The sequence below is a fragment of the Streptomyces sp. NPDC096324 genome (assembly GCF_044763015.1).
Lineage (GTDB): Bacteria > Actinomycetota > Actinomycetes > Streptomycetales > Streptomycetaceae > Streptomyces.
Genome location: NZ_JBIWFK010000008.1, coordinates 399,717 through 422,179 on the forward strand (window position 1 = coordinate 399,717; position 22,463 = coordinate 422,179).

At 71.9% G+C, this 22,463-nt stretch carries 13 protein-coding genes; 6 read left to right on the forward strand and 7 right to left on the reverse strand.

The window, feature by feature from the left end; all coding sequences use genetic code 11:
- The first annotated feature begins 143 nt into the window (after positions 1-143).
- Together ACIQ7M_RS24310 and ACIQ7M_RS24315 are read left to right on the forward strand one after the other, a co-directional pair.
- Positions 144-668, forward strand: coding sequence for a hypothetical protein (locus tag ACIQ7M_RS24310; protein WP_403647843.1), 525 nt, complete (start codon positions 144-146; stop codon positions 666-668).
- Positions 669-753: 85 nt separating this feature from the next.
- Complete coding sequence (locus ACIQ7M_RS24315; RefSeq protein WP_403647846.1) at positions 754-2,856, forward strand: glycoside hydrolase family 15 protein; 2,103 nt, start codon at positions 754-756, stop codon at positions 2,854-2,856.
- 20 nt (positions 2,857-2,876) lie between these two features.
- Here the strand turns inward: ACIQ7M_RS24315 and ACIQ7M_RS24320 are convergent, their stop codons facing one another.
- Positions 2,877-3,698, reverse strand: a complete 822-nt coding sequence (locus ACIQ7M_RS24320) for a maleylpyruvate isomerase family mycothiol-dependent enzyme (protein WP_403647849.1) — start codon at positions 3,696-3,698, stop codon at positions 2,877-2,879.
- Positions 3,699-3,879: 181 nt separating this feature from the next.
- The gene (locus ACIQ7M_RS24325) at positions 3,880-7,962 is read right to left on the reverse strand and encodes a discoidin domain-containing protein (protein ID WP_403647852.1); all 4,083 of its coding nucleotides are present in this window, start codon (positions 7,960-7,962) and stop codon (positions 3,880-3,882) included.
- Between the two features lie 324 nt (positions 7,963-8,286).
- On the opposite strand from ACIQ7M_RS24325, the gene ACIQ7M_RS24330 reads away from it, so the two are divergent.
- The gene (locus tag ACIQ7M_RS24330) at positions 8,287-8,634 is read left to right on the forward strand and encodes a DUF1330 domain-containing protein (protein ID WP_403647856.1); all 348 of its coding nucleotides are present in this window, start codon (positions 8,287-8,289) and stop codon (positions 8,632-8,634) included.
- 185 nt (positions 8,635-8,819) lie between these two features.
- On the opposite strand, the gene ACIQ7M_RS24335 is transcribed toward ACIQ7M_RS24330, so the two are convergent.
- Together ACIQ7M_RS24335 and ACIQ7M_RS24340 are read right to left on the reverse strand one after the other, a co-directional pair.
- On the reverse strand, positions 8,820-10,049 hold the full coding sequence (locus tag ACIQ7M_RS24335; protein WP_403647859.1) for a carbohydrate-binding protein: 1,230 nt from the start codon (positions 10,047-10,049) through the stop codon (positions 8,820-8,822).
- Between the two features lie 185 nt (positions 10,050-10,234).
- Positions 10,235-10,873 carry a TetR family transcriptional regulator gene (locus tag ACIQ7M_RS24340; protein WP_403647862.1) on the reverse strand — a complete coding sequence of 213 codons (639 nt, stop codon included), beginning with the start codon at positions 10,871-10,873 and terminating at the stop codon, positions 10,235-10,237.
- A 451-nt stretch (positions 10,874-11,324) separates the two neighbouring features.
- Here ACIQ7M_RS24340 and ACIQ7M_RS24345 point away from each other — a divergent pair, with 451 nt between their 5' ends.
- From ACIQ7M_RS24345 to ACIQ7M_RS24355, 3 genes are all read left to right on the forward strand, one after another.
- Positions 11,325-12,746, forward strand: coding sequence for a lipase family protein (locus ACIQ7M_RS24345; RefSeq protein WP_403647865.1), 1,422 nt, complete (start codon positions 11,325-11,327; stop codon positions 12,744-12,746).
- A gap of 173 nt (positions 12,747-12,919) precedes the next feature.
- The gene (locus ACIQ7M_RS24350) at positions 12,920-15,877 is read left to right on the forward strand and encodes a hypothetical protein (RefSeq protein ID WP_403647868.1); all 2,958 of its coding nucleotides are present in this window, start codon (positions 12,920-12,922) and stop codon (positions 15,875-15,877) included.
- A 234-nt stretch (positions 15,878-16,111) separates the two neighbouring features.
- On the forward strand, positions 16,112-18,931 hold the full coding sequence (locus tag ACIQ7M_RS24355) for a hypothetical protein (RefSeq protein WP_403647871.1): 2,820 nt from the start codon (positions 16,112-16,114) through the stop codon (positions 18,929-18,931).
- 96 nt (positions 18,932-19,027) lie between these two features.
- Here the strand turns inward: ACIQ7M_RS24355 and ACIQ7M_RS24360 are convergent, their stop codons facing one another.
- The 3 genes from ACIQ7M_RS24360 to ACIQ7M_RS24370 form a co-directional block, all read right to left on the reverse strand.
- Entirely contained in the window at positions 19,028-19,897 is an 870-nt protein-coding gene (locus tag ACIQ7M_RS24360; RefSeq protein WP_403647874.1) for a nuclease, read from the reverse strand.
- Between the two features lie 189 nt (positions 19,898-20,086).
- On the reverse strand, positions 20,087-20,917 hold the full coding sequence (locus ACIQ7M_RS24365; protein WP_403647877.1) for an aldo/keto reductase: 831 nt from the start codon (positions 20,915-20,917) through the stop codon (positions 20,087-20,089).
- A 189-nt stretch (positions 20,918-21,106) separates the two neighbouring features.
- On the reverse strand, positions 21,107-22,261 hold the full coding sequence (locus tag ACIQ7M_RS24370) for a S1 family peptidase (protein WP_403647880.1): 1,155 nt from the start codon (positions 22,259-22,261) through the stop codon (positions 21,107-21,109).
- Between the last annotated feature and the right edge of the window lie 202 nt (positions 22,262-22,463).

Consider the following 22,463-nt stretch of genomic DNA (forward strand, 5'->3'; position numbering starts at 1 on the left):
GCGCCCGGGAGCGGTGTCGTGACGAAGCCCGGCAGGTGGTGACGGCGTAGGCCGACTCTCCCCCCACGGCCGGCGGCGCCCCGTGCGCGCCCGGACGGCCCACTCGGCGGGCGGGGCCCTGCACCGCCGCCTACCGTGAACGGGTGAGCGGCTCCAGCGTTCCGCCCGAGGGCGGGGACGGCGCAGACCGGCCGGCCGGCCACCGAACCGACTACGCGGGCGCCATCTACGGCTCGATCCTGGCCGCCTCCGTCGTGGCCACGGCCGGAACGACGGGGGAGTTCCCGCGTCTCGAGGCCGTCGTGCTGCTGGTGGTCACCGGCCTGGTCTTCTGGGCGACCCATGTGTACGCCCAGATCGCCGGCGAACGCATCGTCGGCCAGGGGTGGTCCCTGCGCCAGATCCGCCGGATCGGCACGCACGAGTGGTCCATCGTCGAGGCGGCCACCCTGCCCGCCGCGGCCGTCGCCCTCAGCGCCCTCCTCGACATGAGTGTGAACACGGGCCTGTGGATCGCTCTGGGCATCGCGGTGGGCCAGCAGGTCATGTGGGCGTGCCTCGGCGCCGTCCGCGCCGGCGCCTCCCGGGGGCTCGTCGTCGCCGAGGGTTTCGTGAACCTGGCCCTCGGACTGATCATCGTCGCCGCCAAGGTCGTCCTCAAGCACTGAACACCCACGACCACCCCGGACCTCGGACGGCTGGTTAGCCTGGAGCGGAGGGGGAGGCTCGGGTGACGGCCCAGAGGAGGCCGGTATGGCCGGTACGGCAGACACGAATTCCGGGGTCGGCGCCGACGACGGGACGCGGGGCGCGCCCCGCGCCTCGCACGGCGCGGACAGCGGGCCGCAAGACGAGCCCGGCGCCCAGCACGGCACGGGCGGCAGTACACAGAGCGCGCCCGGCGCCCGGCACGGCACGGGCGGCGGTGCACAGGACCAGCCCGGCGCCCGGCATGGCACGGCCGGCGGTCCACAGGACGGCTCCCGAGCCTCGTACGGCGCGGACGGCGGGAGACACGGCGCACCCGGCGCCCCGTTCGGCACGGGCACCCCCCGCTACCTGTCGATCGCCGACCACGGCCTGATCGGCGACCTGCGCAGCGCGGCCCTGGTCGGCACCGACGGCACCATCGACTGGTACTGCTGCCCCCGCTTCGACGCGCCCAGCGTCTTCGCCTCGATCCTGGACGCCGACAAGGGCGGCTGCTTCGAACTCGCCGCGGACGTTCCGGCGCGCACGAAGCAGTTCTACTTCCCCGACACGAACGTGCTGATCACCCGGTTCTTCGCGGACGACGGAGTCGGGGAGATCCAGGACTTCATGCCGGTCGTCGACGACTCGCGCGAGACCGACCGGCACCGCCTGATCCGCCGCGTGGTGTGCGTCCGCGGAACCCTGCCCTTCCGCGCGCGCGTCGCCCCCCGCTTCGACTACGGGACGACTCCGCACACCGTGCACATCGACTCCGGCCAGGCCGTCTTCGCCACGCCCGCGCTGAGGCTGGCCCTGACGGCCACCGTGCCCATCGAGGCGGCAGGGAACGACGTGTGGTCGCTGTTCAAGCTGCGCGAAGGAGAGACCGCGGTCTTCACCCTCGACCAGGTCACCGACGAGGTGGCTCCGCGGTTCTGCGCCGTGGCGGAGGCCGAGCGGGAGTTCGAGGCCACCGTGCGCTACTGGCGGCGCTGGCTGTCGCAGTCGCGCTACCGGGGCCGCTGGCGGGAGATGGTGCACCGCTCCGCGCTCACCCTGAAACTGCTCACGTACGCCCCCACCGGCGCCATCATCGCCGCGCCCACCACCAGCCTGCCGGAGCGGATCGGCGGCGAGCGCAACTGGGACTACCGCTATGTGTGGGTCCGCGACGCCGCGTTCTGCGTGTACGCGCTGCTGCGTCTCGGCTTCAAGGACGAGGCCGAGGCGTTCATGAACTTCCTGTGCGCGCACGTCCAGTGCGAGATACCCGCGGACATCGGCCCGGACGGCCCCCTGCAGATCATGTACGGCATCGACGGGCGTCGTGACCTGCCCGAGCGCGAGCTGAGTCATCTGGAGGGCCATCGCGGATCGTCCCCCGTACGCGTCGGCAACGGAGCCGTCGGCCAGCTCCAGCTCGACATCTACGGGGCCCTGATCGACTCGCTCTACCTCTACGACAAGTGGGGGCAACCCCTCTCCAGCGCGCACTGGAACAGCGTCAGCGGAATCGTCGACTGGGTGTGTGAGAACTGGGACCAGCCGGACGAGGGAGTCTGGGAGACCCGCGGAGGCCGCAAGCCCTTCCTCTACTCCCGCGTCATGTGCTGGGTGGCCATCGAACGCGCCATGCGGCTGGCCCGGCACCGCGGCCTGCCCGCCGACCTGAACCGCTGGGGCACCGCCCGGGACACGATCTACCGGCGGATCATGAGCGAAGGCTGGTCCACGGCACGCAACGCCTTCACCCAGACGGAGAACAGCGACATCCTCGACGCGTCGCTGCTGATGATGCCGCTCGGGAAGTTCATCTCCCCGACCGACCCGAAGTGGCTCGCCACCCTCGACGCCCTGGGCGAGGAACTGGTCTCCGACTCACTGGTCTACCGCTACGACCCACTGGCGAGCCCCGACGGCCTCAGCGGAGAGGAGGGCACCTTCTCGATCTGCTCGTTCTGGTACGTCGAGGCACTCACCAGGGCGGGCCGCCTGGACGAGGCCCGGCTGGCCTTCGAGAAGATGCTCACCTACGCCAACCACCTCGGCCTCTACGCGGAGGAGATCGGCCACACCGGGGAACAGTGCGGCAACTTCCCCCAGGCCTTCACCCACCTCGCCCTGATCAGCGCCGCCTTCAATCTCGACCGCAACCTCGGCTGACCCCCGGCGGGACCGCGTGCTCAGGGCGCCGTGAACAGGCCGGGGAAACGGGGCGCGAGCCAGGGCTTGCGGCCCCGTACGAGGATGCGGCCGCGCAGGATGGGGCCGACCTGTCCCAGACGGCCGAGGCCCATCAGCAGGAAGGTGACGGGTTCGATGGAGATGGTGCAGTCCGGTCCGGCCGGCGGCTCCGGGTCGACGGTCAGCACACCGTCGGCCAGGGTCACACCGAACCCGCCGCCACCCCACAGCCGTATGTCATAGCGGGCGTTCATACCGGCGGTGCGCAGCGGGTCGGTGACCCGTGGCATCGCCGTGAGCATGAACGGCAGGGTCAGCCGGACCCGGGCCCGGTCGAGCATGTGCGGCCGCTCCAGGGCGCGGGCGAGGTCGTAGCCGTGGCCGAGCATGTGCGTGAGCAGATACGACCCCAGCTCCTGGGGGCTCATCGAGCCGAGCGGGGTGACCACGGGCCCTTCGGAGGTGTCTTCCTCCAGGGCCTTCACACAGGCGTCGGCGTGCTCGACGATCATCGCGGCCAGGGGCTCGGCGCCCCGTTCCCCGAACTCCGCCAGCGACCGCTCGTTGGCCCCGGCGAGACTCTGCGGCGTGCCGTCCCCGTAGGGGCGCGCGTGGCCCGCCGCGAGCCCGGCCATCAGTTCGTTGGCCAGCGCCAGATGGGCGGCCGCCTCGCCGACGCTCCACTCGGCCCCGGGGATCCGGCGTTCCATGTCGGCGTCGGCCCGCAGCAGCGCGGCGATCTCCTCGGCGGTCTCGCGTATCGCGGCGGCCAGCCCCTCGGGCAGCCCCCTTCGCACGTCCTGCCCAGCCACTGCGTCCACGTCCTCGCCCATCCTGTCTCCTGCCGCCGTCGCCTCCTCCGGTCCGCGGGCGGACCGGAGGAGGCGACGGATTACCGGTCACCGGGCGTACAGAAGACCAGGCAACCGGAGCGGCGACAAGACCCTGAGCAGCGAGAACGCGCTACGAGGGCGGACTTCGGTGGCAATGCGGGCATTCGCGTCAGGAATGCGCCGACGTCGGGTGACCGTTGTACGCCTCCACCTCCAGCGAGGGGCGGCCGGAGGGCAGCGCGGCGGCGGGCCAGGACAGGGTGACCTTCCGGGACTCGCCGGGCAGCAGCCACAGATAGTTGTCGCTGTACAGCGTCGGCAGGACGCGGTCACCACTGGCACGGTCCACGAGGGAGAGCCTGGTCATCGCGGCGACGGCCTTGCCCCGGTTGCCCACGGTCGCGGTCATCTCGTGGCGCGCCCCGGTCCGGGAGACACGGGTGACCGAGGCGGACAGCCGGACCTGTTCGGCCTCCGTGAGTGCCTTCATGGCCGCCGGGGTGCGGTAGCGCCAGTAGGTGTTGCGCGACAGCGGACGGCCCGCGGCGTCCTCCAGCGTCAGCCGGAGCAGGTGCAGGTCGGGCAGCGCGTCGGTCCACGCGAGGGTGAACGCCCGGGTGGTGGCCGCGGCCGGGACGTCGACGTCGGTCGTCCGCGCGGCGCCGAGCTGCCGGCCGGAGAGGTCGTGGAAGCGGGCGGTGACCCTCGCACCCTTCACCGCGGCGCGGGTGTGATTGACGGCGATGACCTGTCCCGTCCTCGGGTCCGCCTGCACATGCAGGGGCTCGCAGGCCGAACGGGCTCCGTAGTAGGTGCCGTTGACGTCGAAGTCGTAGTCGTAGGTCTGCCAGACCGTGCTGTGCCACGCGGGGTGGGACATCCACAGCATGAGACCACTGGCGTCGTCCCACAGGTTCGCGTTCCAGGCCTCGAACATGGCCCGGGTGTTCTCGTAGTTGACGAACTGGGCCTTGCGGGCGAAGTCGTCCAGGTCCGTCGCGGTGCCGAGGCGCGCCTCGACGGCCGCCTTGTAGTTCTGCGGCGCCTGGTTACCGCGCTCGCTCCAGTCGTGGTAGTACCACGCACCTCGGATCGGCCACTCGGGCTCGTCGCCGGTCATGTTCCGCAGGCTCGCCGCGGTGGAGACGACCGGCATACCGATCTCCGTGTGGAATCCGAAGCTGTCGCTGCCGTACGTCGACGGCTCGTAGTACTTCTCCGGCTCCACCCAGCCGTAGGGGCCGCCGCCGGTGATGATGCCGCCCGCCGAGTTGTTCTGGTACAGGATGCCGGGCGCCTGCCGTTCGACCGCCTCGCGCATGCCCTTGTCGATGGCCGCCGGCGGATTGCCCTCGTTGGCGCCGCACCAGACGACCACGCACGGGTGGATGCGGTAGCGCAGCACGGTGTCCCGCGCGGTGGAGTTGAACGCGTCGTGGTCCGGCGGGTCCATGCCCCAGGCGTTGGGGAAGTCGTTCCACACCAGGATTCCGTGCTCGTCACAACTGGCGTAGAACTCCTCGCGGTTGATGCTGCCGACCCAGTTGCGGATCATGGTGAAGTTCATGTCGCGGTGCATGCGCACCGCCGCGTCCATGCGGGCCGCGGGCATCCGGCGCAGCAGCTCGTCCCAGCCCCAGTTGCCGCCGCGGGCCAGCACCCGTACGCCGTTCACGCTGATCTTCAGCGGTTCGGGGGTGTTGGTCACCGACTTGACGTCGGTCCACGCGTCCCCGTCGTCGGACACCTGGATCGTGTACGTCTTCGGGTAGGCCGCCTCCCACACGATGGCCACCCGGTCGAAGCGTCGTGCGGCGCCGAGGTCGACCCGGAGCCACTGATGGTCGGCGTACTGCGAGGACCAGCGCGTGCCGGGGTCGCCGTCGGTGGCGGCGGACGCCGGGTGGCCGTCGTCCTCGGTGGAGGCGGTGACCGTTCCGCGCAGCGCGAGGTCGGTGCCCGGATCGGTGCTGTCGAGCACGGAGAGGGACCACAGCGAGTTGCCCCAACTGGTGTTCCGCTTACCGCAGTCGATACGTACGAAACGGGCGGTTCGCGGCGCGAACTCCTCCACCTGGAGGCTCGCGTCGCCGTCGTTGAAGGGCAGCGGAACCGCGGTGTTGTCGACGGTTCGCGCGTCCTGCCAGTCGGAACCGTCGGCGGACACCTGCACCACGTAGGTCCGGGCGTACGCCTTCTCCCAGACCAGGTCGACCCGGTCGAACGACTGGGCGGAGCCCAGGTCCACCTCGATCCACTGGTCGTCCCGGTAGGCGGACGACCACCGGGTGGCCGGGTCGCCGTCCGTGACGTTGCCGGCTCCGTGGCCGTCCTCGTCCACCGAGGAGGCGGTGGCGTCGGCGTGCAGGGCGAGGTCCGTACCCGGCCGCGAACCGTCGAGGACCGAGAGGGTCCACAGCGAGCTGCCCCAATCGGTGGCGCGGGTCAGGCACTTGATCCTGATGTGCCGGGCCCGCTGGGCGCCGAGGTCCAGGGACTGCGTGTACGCGTCGCCGGTGGCGACGAAGGGGAGCGGTACGTCGTACTCGTAGCCGAACTGGCGTATGCCGAAGCGGGTGGCGCGCCGGTCGCTCTCGGTGCCGTCCACCCGGGCGACGAGGGTGAGGTCGTGCAGGCGGGGGCTTCCGAGGCCGTTGGGCCACCAGAGTTCGGGATCGCGCAGCCGCAGCCGGCCGAAGGCGTCGGGAGCGAACACGACGTCGACGGTCCGGCCGGCCGGGACGGTGACCGTCTTCGAGACCCGTACGTCGTCGAACGCGGCGGTGACGGTCGCCTCGTGGTCGGCGCTGTCGGCGTTGCGCACCGGGACGACGATGGTGAGTTCGGCCGTCGAGGTGTCGGGCAGGTCCGGCAGCACGGTGTCCACCCGCGGGTCGCCGATGACGACGTGCCCGGTGGATCTCAGACGGACGTGGTTCCAGATCCCGGCCACCCGGTCACGCACGGCGGGCATCCAGTCCCAGCCCGAAGAGGCCAGGTAGGTCGGCGAGTTGAGGTTCATCTGACCTGCTCCGGCATCGACCCAGGCCTCGCCGGCCGGGCCCTTGTCCCCGGGGCTGCCGGGGACGGGCATCGGCGTGATCCGCACCGCCAGCGCGTTCTCGTCCTTCACCCGCAGGAGGTCCGTGACGTCGTGTGCCGAGCGGGCGAAGGGATACAGCAGGTCGCCCACGCTGTGCCCGTTGAGCCAGATGTCGGCCTTGTGGTTGATGCCGTCGAACTCGAGCCAGACGCGGCGTCCGGCGCCGGTCCGCAGGCCGCGCGGCACCGTGAAGTCCCGCTTGTACCACCAGGCGTGGCGGGAGAGTGCCTCCGGGACGCGCAGGTTGTTCAGGCCGGCGACGGGGTCGGGCAGCTTGCCCTGGTCGACGAGGGAGGCGAGGACGGTGCCGGGCACGGTGGCGGGCAGCCAGCTCCGGGTGTCCACGCCGGTCTTCGACAGCGCGGCGCCGTCTCCCCCGGCCCAGTCGTCCATGGTCAGCGTCCAGCCGGACTCCAGCGGTACGGTGCCGTCCTCGGCCACCTTCAGCGCGGGGGCGTGGCCGTCGTGCGTGCCCCAGTCGGTCCAGCCGGTCGCCGCGGGCCGGTGTTTCCGCGCCGTGCCGAAGACCTCGAACCCGTTCAGGCCGAGCGGGTTGGCGCTGGACCGCTTGCGGGAGGTCAGCCGTACCCAGCGGGCCGTGGCCGGCTTGGGGAGCTGGATCTCCACGACGCCGCCGGTTCCGGCGGTCGTACGGTACACACTCGACCAGGACGTGTGGTCACGCGATGTCTCGACGACGAAGTCGACCGCGTAGCTCGACAGGATCTCCCTGCCGGTGGTGCCGTCGGCCCAGTTCCCGCTCGCCGGAGGCGTGAACACCGGGTCGCCCGCGTCGGCCTCGAAGGTGAGCCGGATCCAGGTGACCTCGCAGTCCGCCTGGAGATCGACCGAGATCCACTGCGGGTCACCGCCCGCCGCACGCCATCCGGTGCCGCGCACGCCGGGGGAGTGGACGCGGTCCACCACGAACTCGCCCGGCGTGGGGGCGTAGTCGGTGGAGGAGACGGTCACCGGCCGGTACACGGCCAGCTCTTCGGCGGACGCCCGCGTGCCGTCGGGGCCCGGCCGCTCGGCGGCCGAGGCGGTGCCCTGGAGCGTCGTACCCAGGCCGAATCCGGCCAGCAGGGTGGAGCCGGTCACGACGACCGATCGTCGGGAAGGGGAGTGCGCAGGATTCGGCTGAGCCATCAGCGGGTTGTCCAATCACACGGTGGTGCTTGCCGAGTACGGGGTTTGGCAACGTTGTCAGGATGAATGACAACGTTGCCAAAGATGTGACGTGTGATCGCTCCTGTCAAGGGTTCCGTCGTCGATCGCGCTCCAGCCGAAGAGCGGGAACCGGACGAAGTCGGCTCCCGGAGACCGCTGTTCCGGATCCGCCGTGACGCCGGGTCAGGGGGTTCGTCGGGGCGCCCGAGCGGGCGCGGGGCCCTTACCTCCCGGGTAATCGACTCCCCTGGGCGCGGCGGGCAAGGTTGTTCGTGTACGGAGCCCCGACGGCCGGAGGATGCCATGACCGCGTACGCCATCGCCCATCTGCGGGAGGCCGTGCCGCACCCGGAGATCGCCGACTACATCGAGCGGATCGGTGCCACCTTCGCGCCGTACGGCGGCCGGTTCCTCGTGCACGCCGCGCGGCACGAGGTGGTGGAGGGCGACTGGCCGGGCCATGTCGTGGTGATCGGTTTCCCGGCGATCGCCGAGGCGCGTGCCTGGTGGGACTCGCCCGCCTACCGGGAGGTCGCCCCACTCCGCTCGCGGCACATCGAGGGGGACATCATCCTGGTCCCGGGTGTCCCCGAGGCGTACGACCCGACGGCGACGGCGCGGCTGATGCGGGAGGGGCTCGCGGCAGGGTAGCCCCTGCCGGGTGCCGGGTGCTGGGTGCCGACGGGAGGATGCTGTCGACGCGTCGAGGGGGATCGTGGCACCCGGTGCCGGGTGCCACGATCCCCCTCAGTGGTGCGGCGCGGCGGGGAGGCCTTGAGCCGATGGCCGCGGACGGTGCGCCGGGCGGGCACGCCCCGTCCGGCGCCGAACGGATGTCAGCAGGTGCCCTCGTCCTGCCACGGACCCCAGTCGACGCCGGTCGGCGTCTCGTTCTGGGTCCACCACTTGGCCTTCCAGTTGTGGTGGTTGTACGAGGCCTCGTTGCCCGCGGTGTAGACCGTGGCCGCGTTCCAGGCCGCCTTGCAGCCGCCGCCCGGCGTGGGGGTCGGCGTCGGTGTGGGCGTCGGCGTGGGGGTCGGGGTGCCGGTGGGCGGCGTCGCGCCGGCGAACTTCACCGAGTACTTCGCGAAGTCCCAGGAGTTCTGGGTCACGCTGGAGCACGTGCCCGACGTACGGCCGCCGTTGTCGGCGGGGGAGCACTGGCGGTCGCGGTTCAGGGACCAGAAGGTGAAGCGGTCCATGGCGTGGCTCGTGGCGAAGTCCAGCACTGTCTGGAAGTCGGCCTGGGAGAAGTACTCGCCGGTGTCACTGCGGCCGTTCATGCCGGAGAAGCCCTCGTGGGCGTACGCGGTCGCCTGGTCCCAGCCGAACGTCGACTGGAGGATCGTGTTGAAGTTGGCGAGCGCGCCGGTCTGGGACGCGGCGCCGTTGAAGCCGCCGTCGAAGGGCATGATGGAGAAGTTGTTCGGGGTGAAGCCCTGCGACTTGGCCTCCAGCAGCATCTGCTTGCCGAACCAGCCGGTTCCGTCGGCCGTTCCGGCCGTGGTGACGGACACGTACAGGCCCGGGTTGTTCTGCTGGAGGATCTTGGCGGCGCCGATCTCGTTCCTGACGGCCGCCGTGTTCTCGTACTCCGGCTCCTCGAGGTCGAAGTCGATTGCGTGCAGTCCGTACTTGGTGATGACCTGCTGGTACGCGGCGGCGGTGGAGGCGGCGTCCGAGCAGGCCTGGCCGAGCTTGGTGCCGCCGTAGCCGCCGATCGAGACGGAGACGTCGCCGCCCTTGGCGCGGATGGTGTTGATGACCGACTGCACGGCGGTGTCCGAGGACACCGCTGCGGTTCCGTCCCAAGTCGGCGTGCAGCCACCGCCGTTGGGGGCGAGGATGAAGGCGAGCTGGAAGGCCTTGAGGCCGGTCGCGTCCATGATGGCGCCCGCGTCCGGCGGGTCGTTGTCCAGCGGCATCAGGTAGGGGGCGGCGGCGTACCACCGGTTGCTGAGCGCTGTGGTCGCGCCCGAGGCGCTGCCCGCGACGAGAGCGGTCGTGCCGACCGCGGCCAGGCTCACGGCGGCGGCCGCGCCCAGACATGCGCGAAGACGTCTCACTGTGCCTCCAGAGGGGTGGGGGAGGCTCCAGCTTCCGGGTTCTGTCACGATCACGTCAATATGTTGGACTAGACCAAATGAGGCTTTGGACTAGACCAGGCGAATTCTTTACCCGCCGCCGCTCTCACGTCGCCCACGAGCGGCGCTCAGTGCCAACCGGGCTGCCGTAGCGGCCGTTGCCGGTGTCAGTAGGGCAGGCCCTCCGAGGCCGCGTGGAGGGCCGCGTGCATGCATGCGGCGAGATCCTCCTCGGAGGCCTGCGCCGCGTCGGCGAATCGTACGGCGAAGTCCTCCGCGGCCGCGCGCAGCGCGCCGTTCACGGTGGCCGCGTGCACCTTCACCCGCAGATCGTCCGCGCTCCTGCCGGAGCGCCGGGCGAGGACCTCGGTGAGGACGGGCAGCGCGTCGTCGTGGGCCTGGAGCCAGACGGCACGCAGTGCGGGCTCCGCGGGGGTCATGCGGATCAGGTCGAGTACCGCCGGGTCGGCGGACGGCAGCGTCCCTCGGCGGCAGGAGCGGGTGAGGAAGTCCAGTAGGCCGGTCTCGGGCGGCCAGTGGCGCAGTTGGTCCGTGGCGGCGTCGAGTCCCGCCGTCAGTAACGGGCGTACGCAGCTCTCCTTGGTGGGAAAGTGGCGCCACAGTGTGCGGGTCGAGACGCCCACCGCCTCCGCGATCTGGTCCCCCGTGGTGCTCGTGACGCCCTGGGAGACGAACAGGCGCACGGCCTCACGGGCTATGTCCAGCCGGAGAGCCTCCTTGCGTCGTTCGCCCAGTGACGGCCGCGTGGCCGTCGTGGCCCGGTCTGCGGGTGCCGCTTCGCGCACCGTCGCCCCACCACCCCTGTCTCATCGACCGGAGCAGCATAGCGAGCCGCGCAGAACTGACGCGCGCAGACATCTTGTCACTGAGTGACATCCGATCCTACTCTCCTGATGTGACTCGGGAGTAACTAGCGGGTGTCGAACGGGACTTCGACGTCCGTCGCTTCCGGGAGCAGAGACAGGAGCGATGCCCCACCACGCGCCGCCGGCCGACGGCGCGCGGGCGGTTCCTTCGCCCTGTCCACCTCCGCGATGTGGCTGGGCGCGTGGTCCCGTCCTGCCCAGGTCCACGTCCGGGCAGTGTCATTTCCCCCCTCACCGACCCGTCACCGCCACCGCCGGTCCAGCGGTGGCGGTCCGGTCGGCACCCCTCAGCCAGAACCGGCGTCACGCCCTTGACGCCGTCGGCATCCCGCACGACCCCCACGTTTCGACGAAGCAGGGAGTGAGCCGCATGCATCGACCCCACAGCACCCCTCGGCCGCATCCGTCCGCCGGCCGACGCCCGCGCGCCGAGCGGAAGCAGCCCTCCGCGCGCCCCGAGTCCGCCGCACGCGACCGCGGCCGCCTCCTCGCCACCGCACTCGCCGTTCTCGCCTGTCTCAGCATCCAGGCGCTCCCCGCGGCGGCCGCCGACGCGGGCTCGGTGGTGTCCCGGGGCGTGACCATCCCCGCGTTCTACACGCCGCCCGCGAACCTCCCCGCGGCCAACGGCGCCCTGATCCGCAGCGAACCCCTTCCCCTCGCGCTCAGCCTGCCCGGCCTCGACGGTCCGCTCCCCGGCACCGCGACCCGCCTGATGTACAAGTCGACCGACTCCAACGGACAGCCCGTCGCCGTGACCGGCGCCTACATCGAGCCCTCGGCCGCCTGGAAGGGCGGCGGCGCGCGCCCCCTGGTGGCCGTGGCCCCCGGCACCATGGGCCAGGGCGACCAGTGCGCGGCCTCCATGGGCCTCGAACACCCCATCACCTTCAACGGCGAGACGGTCTCGGTCGGTTACGAGGACCTCGCGGTCTACCGGCTCCTGGCCAAGGGGGTGGCGGTGGTCGTCACCGACTACGTCGGGCTCGGCGCGACCGACCGGCTCCACACGTACGTCGACCGTCTCGACGGCGGCCACGCCCTGCTCGACGCCGTCCGCGCCGCCCGCGGGCTCACCGGGGCCTCGGTCGCCGCCGCCTCGCCCGTCGGCCTGTTCGGCTACAGCCAGGGCGGCGGCGCCAGCGCGTCGGCGGCCGAACTCCAGCCCACCTACGCCCCGGACATCACCCTGGCCGGCACCTACTCCGGCGCACCGCCCGCCAACCTCACCTCGGTGATCAAGGGCATCGACGGCAGCGCCCTCGCCGGCGCGCTGGGCTGGTCCCTCAACGGCTTCCTCCAGTCCGACCCCGATCTCCAGGACTTCGCCGACGCCCACATCAACGCCGCGGGGAAGGCCGCGCTGAACGACCTCTCCACGATGTGCGTCGGAGACGCCATCCTCGGCTACGCGTTCAAGAAGAGCACCGCCTGGACGACGGACGGCAAGTCCGTCAGCCAACTCGTGGAGAGCACACCGGCCCTCCAGGCCACGCTCGCCGACCAGCGCATCGGCAACCTGAAGCCGACCAGTCCGGTACGCCTGGTCACCGGCGTCCAGGACGACATCGTCCCGCACGCCCAGGCACGTCAACTCGCCGTCGACTGGTGCCGCAAGGGCGCCGACATCACCTATGACGCCATCGTCCTGCCCAACCTCGGCGACGGTCTGCTCCTCAACCACGTCGCCCCCCTCATCGCCGACCAGGGCGACGCCATCTCCTGGCTGACCGACCGCCTCTCCGGCAAGCGCGCCTCCTCCAACTGCTGGACGATGCCCCTCCAGCCCTGACCCTCCGGCGCGGGCTCCGGCGACCCCCCACGGCGCCGGAGCCCGTGCGTGTCCCATCCGAAAGGCAAGCGGTCGTCATCGTTCAACGAGTGCCTATTCACGGCAAAGCACCCTGAAGCCGTCCGGGAGTTCCTAGGCTCGCCTCCTCTTTCCCAGCCTCCGGGAGGACCCGCGTGCCGCAGCCCCATCGGACGAACGAGAACGATCTCGTCCTCCCCAGCGGTTTCGACGACATCGTCCGAGTGATCGACCGGTACGTCGTCGACCGCCGCAACGGCGCTCCGCACGGGCGGCAGAGCCCGGGACACCGGCTGCCCGCCCTGCTGTTCACCCGCGAACCCGCGCCCGGCGGGACCGTCTCGGGCACCACTCCGGCCGACGCCGCGACGCCGGACACCGGGCAGGGCGAGCCCGATCCCGTGCTGTCGGCCCTGGTGCACGCCTACCACCACCGCCTCGTACGCCTGAGCACCGGCGAGACGGGCCACCTGGCCAGCCTCGCGCCCCACGCGCTGGTCGACGAGGAACTGCTCGCCTGCGAGCACCCCGGCGAGGACACCGACCGGCCCGAGGGCCCCCACGTACGGCTCCTCGACCGGGTGGCCCGGCAGTTGCGCGTCACCATGCCGGACGGCTCCGGCACCTTGCGGCTGACCGAGTTCGACGCCTGTCTGTCGGTGCTGCGCGCCGACATCGCCGACGGGGACGTGCGGGACGAACGGCGGGCGCTGCGCGACCGGATCTACGACAAGTACGCCTGGAAGTTCGGGTTCGCCGCCGAGGTCACCGCCCTCGGCGACGAACTCGGCGCGCGGCAGTGGTCGGCCATCACGAGACTGGTGACCACACCGCTGGCCTGGCTGTGGCGGTGGTCGTACGGCGTACGGATCGACCGCGGCGCACGCTTCCGGTGGGTCGGCGGGATGCTGGACGAGCCCGGGCGCAGCTTCCTCAACGCCGCCCTGTCCCTGCGCGACGCCCACCTGCGGTCCCGGGCCCAGGACCGGGCCGACCGGGAGGCGGGGGTCGACGCCGGGGCTCCGGCGGCCGCGGCCGCCAGGTCCGCCGCGTCCGCCGTCTCGGCCCGCGACGAGGCCGTGGTCCGGCAGGTCCTGCTGACCGCACTCCTCCACGACCTCGCGCGGGCGGCCCGCCCGCCGGTGTGGAGCGCGCGCAGACCACGGCGGCGATGGCCCTTCGTCCTGCTGCTGCCGACGGTCGGCGGCGACGACTCCCCGAGCCGCAAGCTCCTGAACTCCTTCTCCGCCGTGTCCGAGGAGCCCGGGACCTGCCCGCTGCTCGTCCTCGGCGCCGCCACGGCGGACATCCCGCCGTACGCCGTCGCCCTGCCCCGGCCGGGCATCCCGGGCCAGAACGCCCGGCCGAGCACCTACGGCGCGACGGCCCAGGCGGTGGCCTCGGTGCTCGCCGCGGGCGCCTCCGGACACTCGGCCGAGGCGGTACGCGCGGTGCCGCTCTCCCGTGTGCCCGACAACGGCACGAACGCCGAACGGCCCGCGGTGCAGCGGACCGTGCGCTCCCGCGAGCGGCGCGGGAGCGACTGGCTGCGCCCCGCCGTGGCCGGCGTTGCCGTCCTGGCGGTCCTGGCCGTGATCGCCGCCGGACTGTCGCGGGTGCCGGGGCTCGGCGGGACACATCACCGAACCGAGCCCCGGCCCGTGTCCCGCGCCACCGACACCTGGTGTCCGCGGGTCGGCACGGGCGAGCGCGTGGGGCTCACCGACGGCAGCGACGGCTGCGAGCTCGCCCATGGTCTGTACGCGCCCGAACTGAGGTCTCTCGAAGCCCGGTTGGGCCGCCAGAACGCGGACGTCGACCGGTCGAAGCCCTATCGCACGCTCGTCTTCTTCGCTCCGCTGAGCGTCGGCTCCACCTCTCGCCGCACGGTGCCCACAGGCTTCCAGATGCTGCGGGGAGCGCTGCTCGCCCAGGACCAGGTGAACCACCTGAACCTCAAGTCCCAGATGCCGATCCGGCTTCTCGTCGCCAACGCGGGGGAGTACTTCACCTACGGCTCGCACGGCGGACTCAACACCCGGAACGACAGCCATGTGGATGTGGCTCACATGATCGTCCGGCGCATTCACCGGGACCACATCGCCGGTGTCATCGGCCTCACCCAGAGCCGCCCGGAGTCCCTCCAGGCCGCGATCGAACTCGACGCCCAGGGCGTCACCGTCCTCGGCACCGGAGTCTCCGGTCAGCCCATGGTCGAGGGCGACTCCCCGGTGTCGTACTTCCAGCTCTCGGCGCCGGACGAGCGGGTCGCGCGCGTCATGGCGTCCTTCGCCCGGCGCTCACCCCGGCTGGCGGCCCTGGCCAAGGCCGCGCCGGGGCACAGCGCGCCCGCCGCCGTCCTGGTCTTCGACCCGCACGACGCCTACTTCAGCGTGGACCTGAAGACTCGGTTCACCCGCGCCTACGGTTCGGCCGGGCCGGTCTACCCGGTGCCGTACGGCGAATCGAGCAAGGACAGCCGGACGGCCGCGGTGGCGGCCGGTGTCTGCGCGCTGATCCGCAGGACCAACGGCTTCGTCGTCTACGCGGGCCGGTCCAGCGTCATGTACGACCTCTTCTACTACCTGCAGAGCGACAAGCAGTGCCGTACGCGTCAGGGCCGTGTCGCCGTGCTGGCCGAGAGTCCCGCCCCCGGGCTGGTGCAGCATCCGGAGACGATGCCGAGGGAGTTCGGCTCGCTCAGCCTCTTCTACAACCAGTTCAGCCTGCCCGACGCCAAGGGGCCCTTCGCCACGAGCTTCAAGGAGTCCTACGACGTCTCCGCCGACAGCGACGGCGCCGCGGGCTACGACGCGGTGCGGGTCTTCTTCCGGGTGATGAACGACATGCTGGACACCGACCCGCGGTTCACCCCCAGTGCCGTCGTCACGTATCTCCAGTCGACAGGAGTCACCGACTTCGTCGGCGAGTCGGGGATCATGACCTTCGGGAAGGGCCGCAAGTATCCGGTGAACAAAGAGGTCGACATCCGGGAGATCACCGCGGACGGCTCCATCGTCGACGACCTGACGTGCGGGGCGGTGGACGTGAAGGCGGCTCCGGTGACGCGATGGGGACCCTCCGGCACCTTCATCTGTCCCGAGGACGACTGAGACCCTCCTCCGGCACGCGTCCGGGCACGGACGCGTGGCCGGGGCCGGCCGCCGACACCGCGCACCCTCCTCGCCGGACCGACCGACTCCGCTTTCCGGTAAGGGAGTTGGGGACACGAAAGATCGCCGGCACGAGGCAACCCTCCGGCTCCCTCCTCCGTCCTCGTGGGACGGGGGAGCGCTTCGGGACCAACGGGGCGACGGGGGTGATTGCCGACCAGGAGGAGAAGAACCTTGTTCCGTGTCCGGCGCACAGGGGTTGTGGCCGCGGTGTTACTCGCGGCGCTCGCGGGATCGCCAGGATCGTCCCAGGCACACCAGAACACGGCCGGTTCCGCGCGGTCCGCGGGACTCGCTTCCACCACGGACGCCGACGACCCCGGCGGACTGCCCGCCGGATGGAGCCTCACCGGTGAGGGAGCGGCACGGCAACTGGTCTGGCGCTCGGACAAGCCGGTGCCCATCAGCGACGCGGGGGTCGCCTTCTACTCCGGGGACCGCTTCCTCGGCCGGCCCGTCGGATCGTCCGACGGCCGCTCCTTCCGGCTCGCCCTGGGCCCGGCATCACTCGGGAAACCGTCCGACCTCCAGGCGCGGACCGGTGAACGGCGCCTGGACGCCGCGGGAGCCGGGGCCGTCCGGCCCACCGCGCCGGACGGCCCCGGGGAACGGCCCGGACTGTCCGGCCGGCCCGCGACACGCCTCCCGGTGAACGCCGTCGACCCCGGGAAGCCGGGCCCCTACCGGACGGCCACCGGCGACTACGAGCTCCCCTCGGTCAGCCTGCCCGGCCTCCCCGAGCGCGTGGAGATGCGCGCCGTCGTGGTCGCGCCCGTGAACGCCCGGGGACACCGGCCGCTGGCCCTGTTCCTGCACGGCCGTCATGCCACCTGCTACACCGGCCACGGCAACGACACCGGCGGCGAATGGCCCTGCCCCGCGGGCAGCAGGCCCATACCGAGCTACCGGGGCTACCTGGCCGACCAGAAGCTGCTGGCCTCGCAGGGATACGTGACCGTGTCCATCGCCGCCAACGGCATCAACGGTCAGGACTACGCGGCCGAGGACGGCGGTGCCCAGGCCCGGTCCTCCCTGGTGCGGCAGCACCTGGCCCGCTGGGCGAGCTGGTCCGCCGGCCAGGCCTCCGCGCCCCGGATCGTAAGGCGGTCGGCCCCCGCGGACCTGTCGCGCGTCCTGCTGGTCGGCCACTCGCGCGGCGGCGAGGGCGTGAACCGGGCCGCCATGGACAGCCTCTACCCCGCCCCGGCCGACCAGGACGGCTACCGCGGGCCGGTGCGCTGGCACATCCGGGGCACCGTCCTCATAGGCCCCACCATCTTCGGGCAGAACCCGGCGCCCGACGTGCCCTCCGCGACGATCCTGCCCGGCTGCGACGGCGATGTGTCCGACCTCCAGGGGCAGATGTACGTGGACGCGACCCGCGGAGTCAGCCGCGGTGCCGCCCTGCACAGCTCCGTCTACATGGTCGGCGCCGACCACAACTTCTTCAACAGCGAATGGACTCCCGGCCAGGCCCAGGCCCCCGCGGAGGACGACTTCTGGACCGGCGACCAGCCCGACCGGGTGTGCTCGCCGGGAACCGCCACACGTTTGACGGCCCGCCGGCAGCAGACCGCGGGCGCGACCTACATCGCCGCCGCCGCGCGGCTGTTCGTCGCCGGTGACGACCGCGTACGGCCGCTGCTCGACGGCTCGGGGCGGCGCGCGCCCTCCGCCGGACCCGCGCGGGTCCTCACCCACGCGGTCGGCGGACGCCGTACCCCGGCGTTCCTGCCGGACGGTCAGGTCTCCGTCGACGGCGGGACGCTGTGCCAGGAGGTGACCGAAGTCGTGTCGGCGGCCTGCCTCGGCTCCGGAAGGAGCGGTGTCTCGCCGCACTTCGCCCCGTGGGCGGCGTCGCGGGAGCCGGGCCGGCGTGCCGTGGCCCTGCGCTGGACGGCCGCCGGCTCCACGGTCCGGATCCGCTCGGAGCGGCCCGTCTCGATCGCGGACTCCCGGGTTCTGGCGATGCGTCTGATCGTGCCGCCGAACACCAGGGACACCCGGTTCGACATCGGTCTGACCGACGCCGCCGGCCACCGGGCGACGCTGGGGCGCGTCCGCCTCGACGGTCTGCCCGGCACCGACCGCACCGCCTCCTACTGGGGCCAGGAGGTCCGGCTGCCGCTGGCCGCCGCGATCCGCGCGGGAGTCGATCCACACCGGCTGAAGTCCCTGGAGATCGTCCCGCGCACCCGCTCCGGGCAGGCGTTTCTGCTCGACGCGTGGGGATGGCGCGCCGGAACCCCCGAGGTGCGGGCCGCTGACCTCGCCCGTGTCGACGTCGGCCGGCTGACCGTCGACGAGGGCGACACGGGCTCGCGGACCTACCACGTGCCGGTGAAGGTCACCGGACACGGCAACGGCACCGTCCGGTTGTTCGTCGCCGATCCGGACACGGGCCGGACCACCTCGCGCGAGGTGACCGTACGGGCCGGTGACCCGGCCCCCGACGTGCGGGTCGAGGTCCGGGGCAACGAGCGCTACGGCTACGACGTGTCCCACGACGTCTTCGTGAAGGCCGTCCACGGCGCGGTGATCGGCGCCTACCGGGGCGGTGTCACCGCGCGCAACGACGATCCGATGCCCACCTTCAAGGTGACCCCGCCCTCCGCCCGCGCGGCCGAGGGCCGCAAGCTGACCTGGCGGGTCGCCCTCTCCGCACCGGCCGACGTGGACATGCAGTCCGACATCGCCGTCGTCCGCGTCACCGGCGGCCACGAACTGTCCACCACCGACGTGGATCCGCAATGGCTGCGGAACATGTCAGGCAAGGAACCGCTGCCGTCACGGCCGCTGTCCCAGGTGAACGGATTCTTCCTGTTCGTCGGCATACCCGCGGGCCGCACGAGCGCCGAGTTCACCGTCCCCACGGTCCGGGACCGGCTCGCCGAGCCGGAGGAGACGGTACGGCTGCGCATGACCGTCTACGACGAGACGGGCCGCCCGCACGACGGACCGGAGTTCACCGGCACGGTCCACGACCCGGCGTAGCCCGCCACGGCCCGCGCCCCGGCCGGACCCGGACCCTCGGGACCGGGCCTCCGGCCGGCGCGCGGGCGCCGTGCCCCGGCGGCTGCCCGTGGACGCCTACTTCTCGTCGAAGACGAGATCTTCCGGAGGGAGGTTGAGCCGCACGGTGTCGCCGTTCGTGACCTCCACGATCGTGTCGAAGCCGGTCCACTGTCCGGTGGACAGGACGAACAGCCGGTCCTCGCGCTGCTCCAGATAGGGCCGGAAGCCCTCCAGGGACGGGTCGCCGTCATTGAGCTGGAGGTAGTCCGCCAGCCGGCGGAAGAGCTTGGGCAGCAGCACCGCGGACTCGGTCAGCGTGGCCGGGCCCTCCACCTTCGCCCCGCTCCGGGTCTGGTCCGACGGCCACAGCCCGAGCCCGTCCTGGCGGGCCTGCCGCGCCGCCCCGGACAACTCCCGCCGGAGGCCGACGTAGAGGTTGCGATAGAACGTCGGGTAGGCCAGGCCATCGGCGAGCTGATGATGATTGGCGGTCTGCCGCAGGTGCTCGGCGGTGACCGTGACGAGCGTCCCACTGGCAGCCGGGGCCTCGGTTCCGCGGCCCGCGAGAGCCACACAGCGCCCGTGGACGTCCGCGCTGCGCGTCAGGATGTAGCCGGGTACGGACTCGGGCGCACTGTGTTTGACGATTCCGTTCGCGCCGCGCTCCACCTCCTCGAAACCCAGCCAGGCGAGCAGCGCCTCCGCGGCTTGACCGGCGTACGGCGCGGGCTGATGGAGTTCGGGCCCGTGCGGCGGCCGGTAGTGGGTCTCCAGGGTGTCGATGCCGTCCAGCCGGAGCTGTGCCCCGCCGGCCAGATTGCGGCGCACCTTCCGTCCTCGCAGCAGGTCCCACTCCCCGGGATCGTCCGGGACGAAGCGAACCGAGTCGCCGTCGGGACTGGCCCCGACGATTCTGTACGACCCCTTGATCAGCAGCATCGGCATGCCGTTCCCCCATCGTTCGCAAGGCCCCTCCACGATGACCCGCGCGGCATCGCGCGGCACCTCGGCGGAGCGCGATGGGTACCCGAAGTCATGCAATGGGCGGACCGTGGCACCGCGTCCGGCAGCACGCGGCGTACGACGCACGCCCACCCCGTCGCGGAGACCCGGTACGAGCGGGGCTCCGGGGCCTCAGAACTCCTCGTGTGCCGTGGGGTCCCCGCCGAGGCGTCGGCGCGGGCGGTCGGCGACGGCCGTCATCTCGGCGGGGGACAGCTCGAATCCGAACAGGTCGAGGTTCTCCCGTTGGCGCCCGGCGTCGGCGGACTTGGGGATGGGCACCGCGCCGAGCTGTGTGTGCCAGCGCAGCACGACCTGACCGGGTGTGACGCCGTGCGCCTCGGCGATCTTTCCGATCCCGGGGTCGTCGAGGAGCCGGGAGCCACGGCCCAGGGGGCTCCAACTCTCCGTGACGATGCCCTTGTCGGAGTGGAAGGCACGCAACTCGTCCTGGGGAAGCAGGGGATGGAGCTCGATCTGGTTCACCGAGGGAAGCACTCCGGTCTCGGCCTCCAGCCGGCCGATGTGTTCGGCCGTGAAATTGGAGACGCCGATCGCGCGCACCAGCCCCGCGTCACGGAGTTCGATCATCGCCCTCCACGAGTCCACGTACTTGTCCACGCGGGGCAGCGGCCAGTGAATGAGGTAGAGATCGACGTAGTCGAGTCCGAGACGGCCGCGCGACTCCTCGAACGAGGCGAGCGTCTCCTCGTGACCGTGGTGCCTGCCCGGCAGTTTGGTGGTGACGACGATCTCCTCGCGCGGGACGCCGGAGCGGGTGACGCCCCGCCCGGTACCGCTCTCGTTGCGGTAGTTGACCGCCGTGTCGACGAGCCGGTACCCCATGCCGAGCGCGTGGCTCACGGCCTCCTCGGCCTGTGCGTCGTCCATCGGCCAGGTGCCGAGGCCGACGGCCGGGATCTTCGTACCGTCATGGGCCGTGCGGTCCGGGATGCTGATCACGGGGAACCCTTCCGAAGCTGCGAGAGGTACCCGCCCATCGTGCCCGGCCACCGCCGTCGCGGCGACGCGGGCGCGCCGCCGCACCTGCCCGACGGGCCCGGACCGGGCGCCATGTTTCGTGACGCGCGTGGCGGACGACTCGTGGGTGCGCCGGCCCGCTCGGCGTGCGAGCGGGCCGGCGCGGTCGGTTCAGGCGGTGTGCAGGGTGAGCCCGTAGCGGTTCAGGATCTCGTTCACGGGCTGGTACCAGGTCTGGCCTCCGCCGGTGCAGTTGCCCCATCCGCCGGAGGTGACGCCCTGTGCCTGGTCGCCGCTGATGAACGAGCCGCCCGAGTCGCCGGGTTCGGCGCAGACACTCGTCTTGGTCATCTGGTGTACGGCGCCCTGGCTGTAGTTGACGGTCTCGTTCTTCGCGAGGACGGTGCCGCAGTGCCAGTGGGAGGTCGAGCCGGAGCGGCAGATCGACGCTCCGACGGGTGCCTCGCCGGAGCCCCGGACGAGCTGGTCGGAGACGGTGCCCCAGCCGAGGACGACGGGCACGGTCCACCAGCCGCTTCCCACGTTGACCCAGGCGTAGTCGTTGTCCGGGAACGAGGAGCCCTGGAAGTTGCCGATGTAGCTGTGGTCCCAGCCGCTGACGCCCGCGCCCGGCTGGGCACAGTGCCCGGCGGTGACGAAGCCGCCGTACACCGAGAAGCCTATGGAGCAGCGGACGTTGCCGGTGTAGTACGGGTCTCCGCCCACCGTGCCGGCCGCGTACGTCCTCGGGGCCCGGTCGGTCCGCCGCACGACCACGGGACCGGACGCGCGGGCGCGGGCGACGAAGGTCCGGACATCGTTGTCACTCTTGTGCGCGGACACCACGTCGACGACGACGGAGTTGGCGCGGGGGTCGACGTGCCAACCGCTCACGCCGGCCGGTGCGTCGAGCGCGTCGACGCGTGCCATGGTCCTGTCGAGCTGTCGCGCGCTGTGCTCGACCAGGGTGACGCGGGCGCCGGTCGCCTCCACGGCATCGCGAGACGCGCCCTTGGTGACGGCGACGACGAGTCTGCCGCTCCCGGCGTCGAACCAGGAGCCCCCGTACGAGGCGCCGGCCACGCGACGGGCGTTGCGTTCGACGCCGCGTGCGGCGGTTTCCCGGGCGAGCCGGGTGGTCGCCTGCTGCCGGGTGAGTCCGAGGTCGTGCTGCATGGCGGAGAGGACGGCCGAGGAGGCGGGTGCCCGGGACGCCGTGGCGGTGAGGGGGGCTTCGCCGGCGGCGGCCTGGGTGAGTCCGAGTGTCGCGGCTCCGGCGAGCAGGCCGGTGGTCAACGCGATGCGCAGAACTGTGGTGCGTCTCACGGTGGTTGCCTTTCGTCGATCCGATGGTCGGTGAGTGGGGCGAAGGGCAGGAGAGAGCGCTCTCAGAGTTGCGTGAACGAGGGTAGCGGGAGGCTCCTGTCAGGTCCATACCAATGCGCGGACCGCTCGCCGGGCCCGTCCGGAGTGCGGCGGCTTCGGGTGTTCCGGGCCGCCGTGACCGCTACCTCGGGTTGTGGTCCGT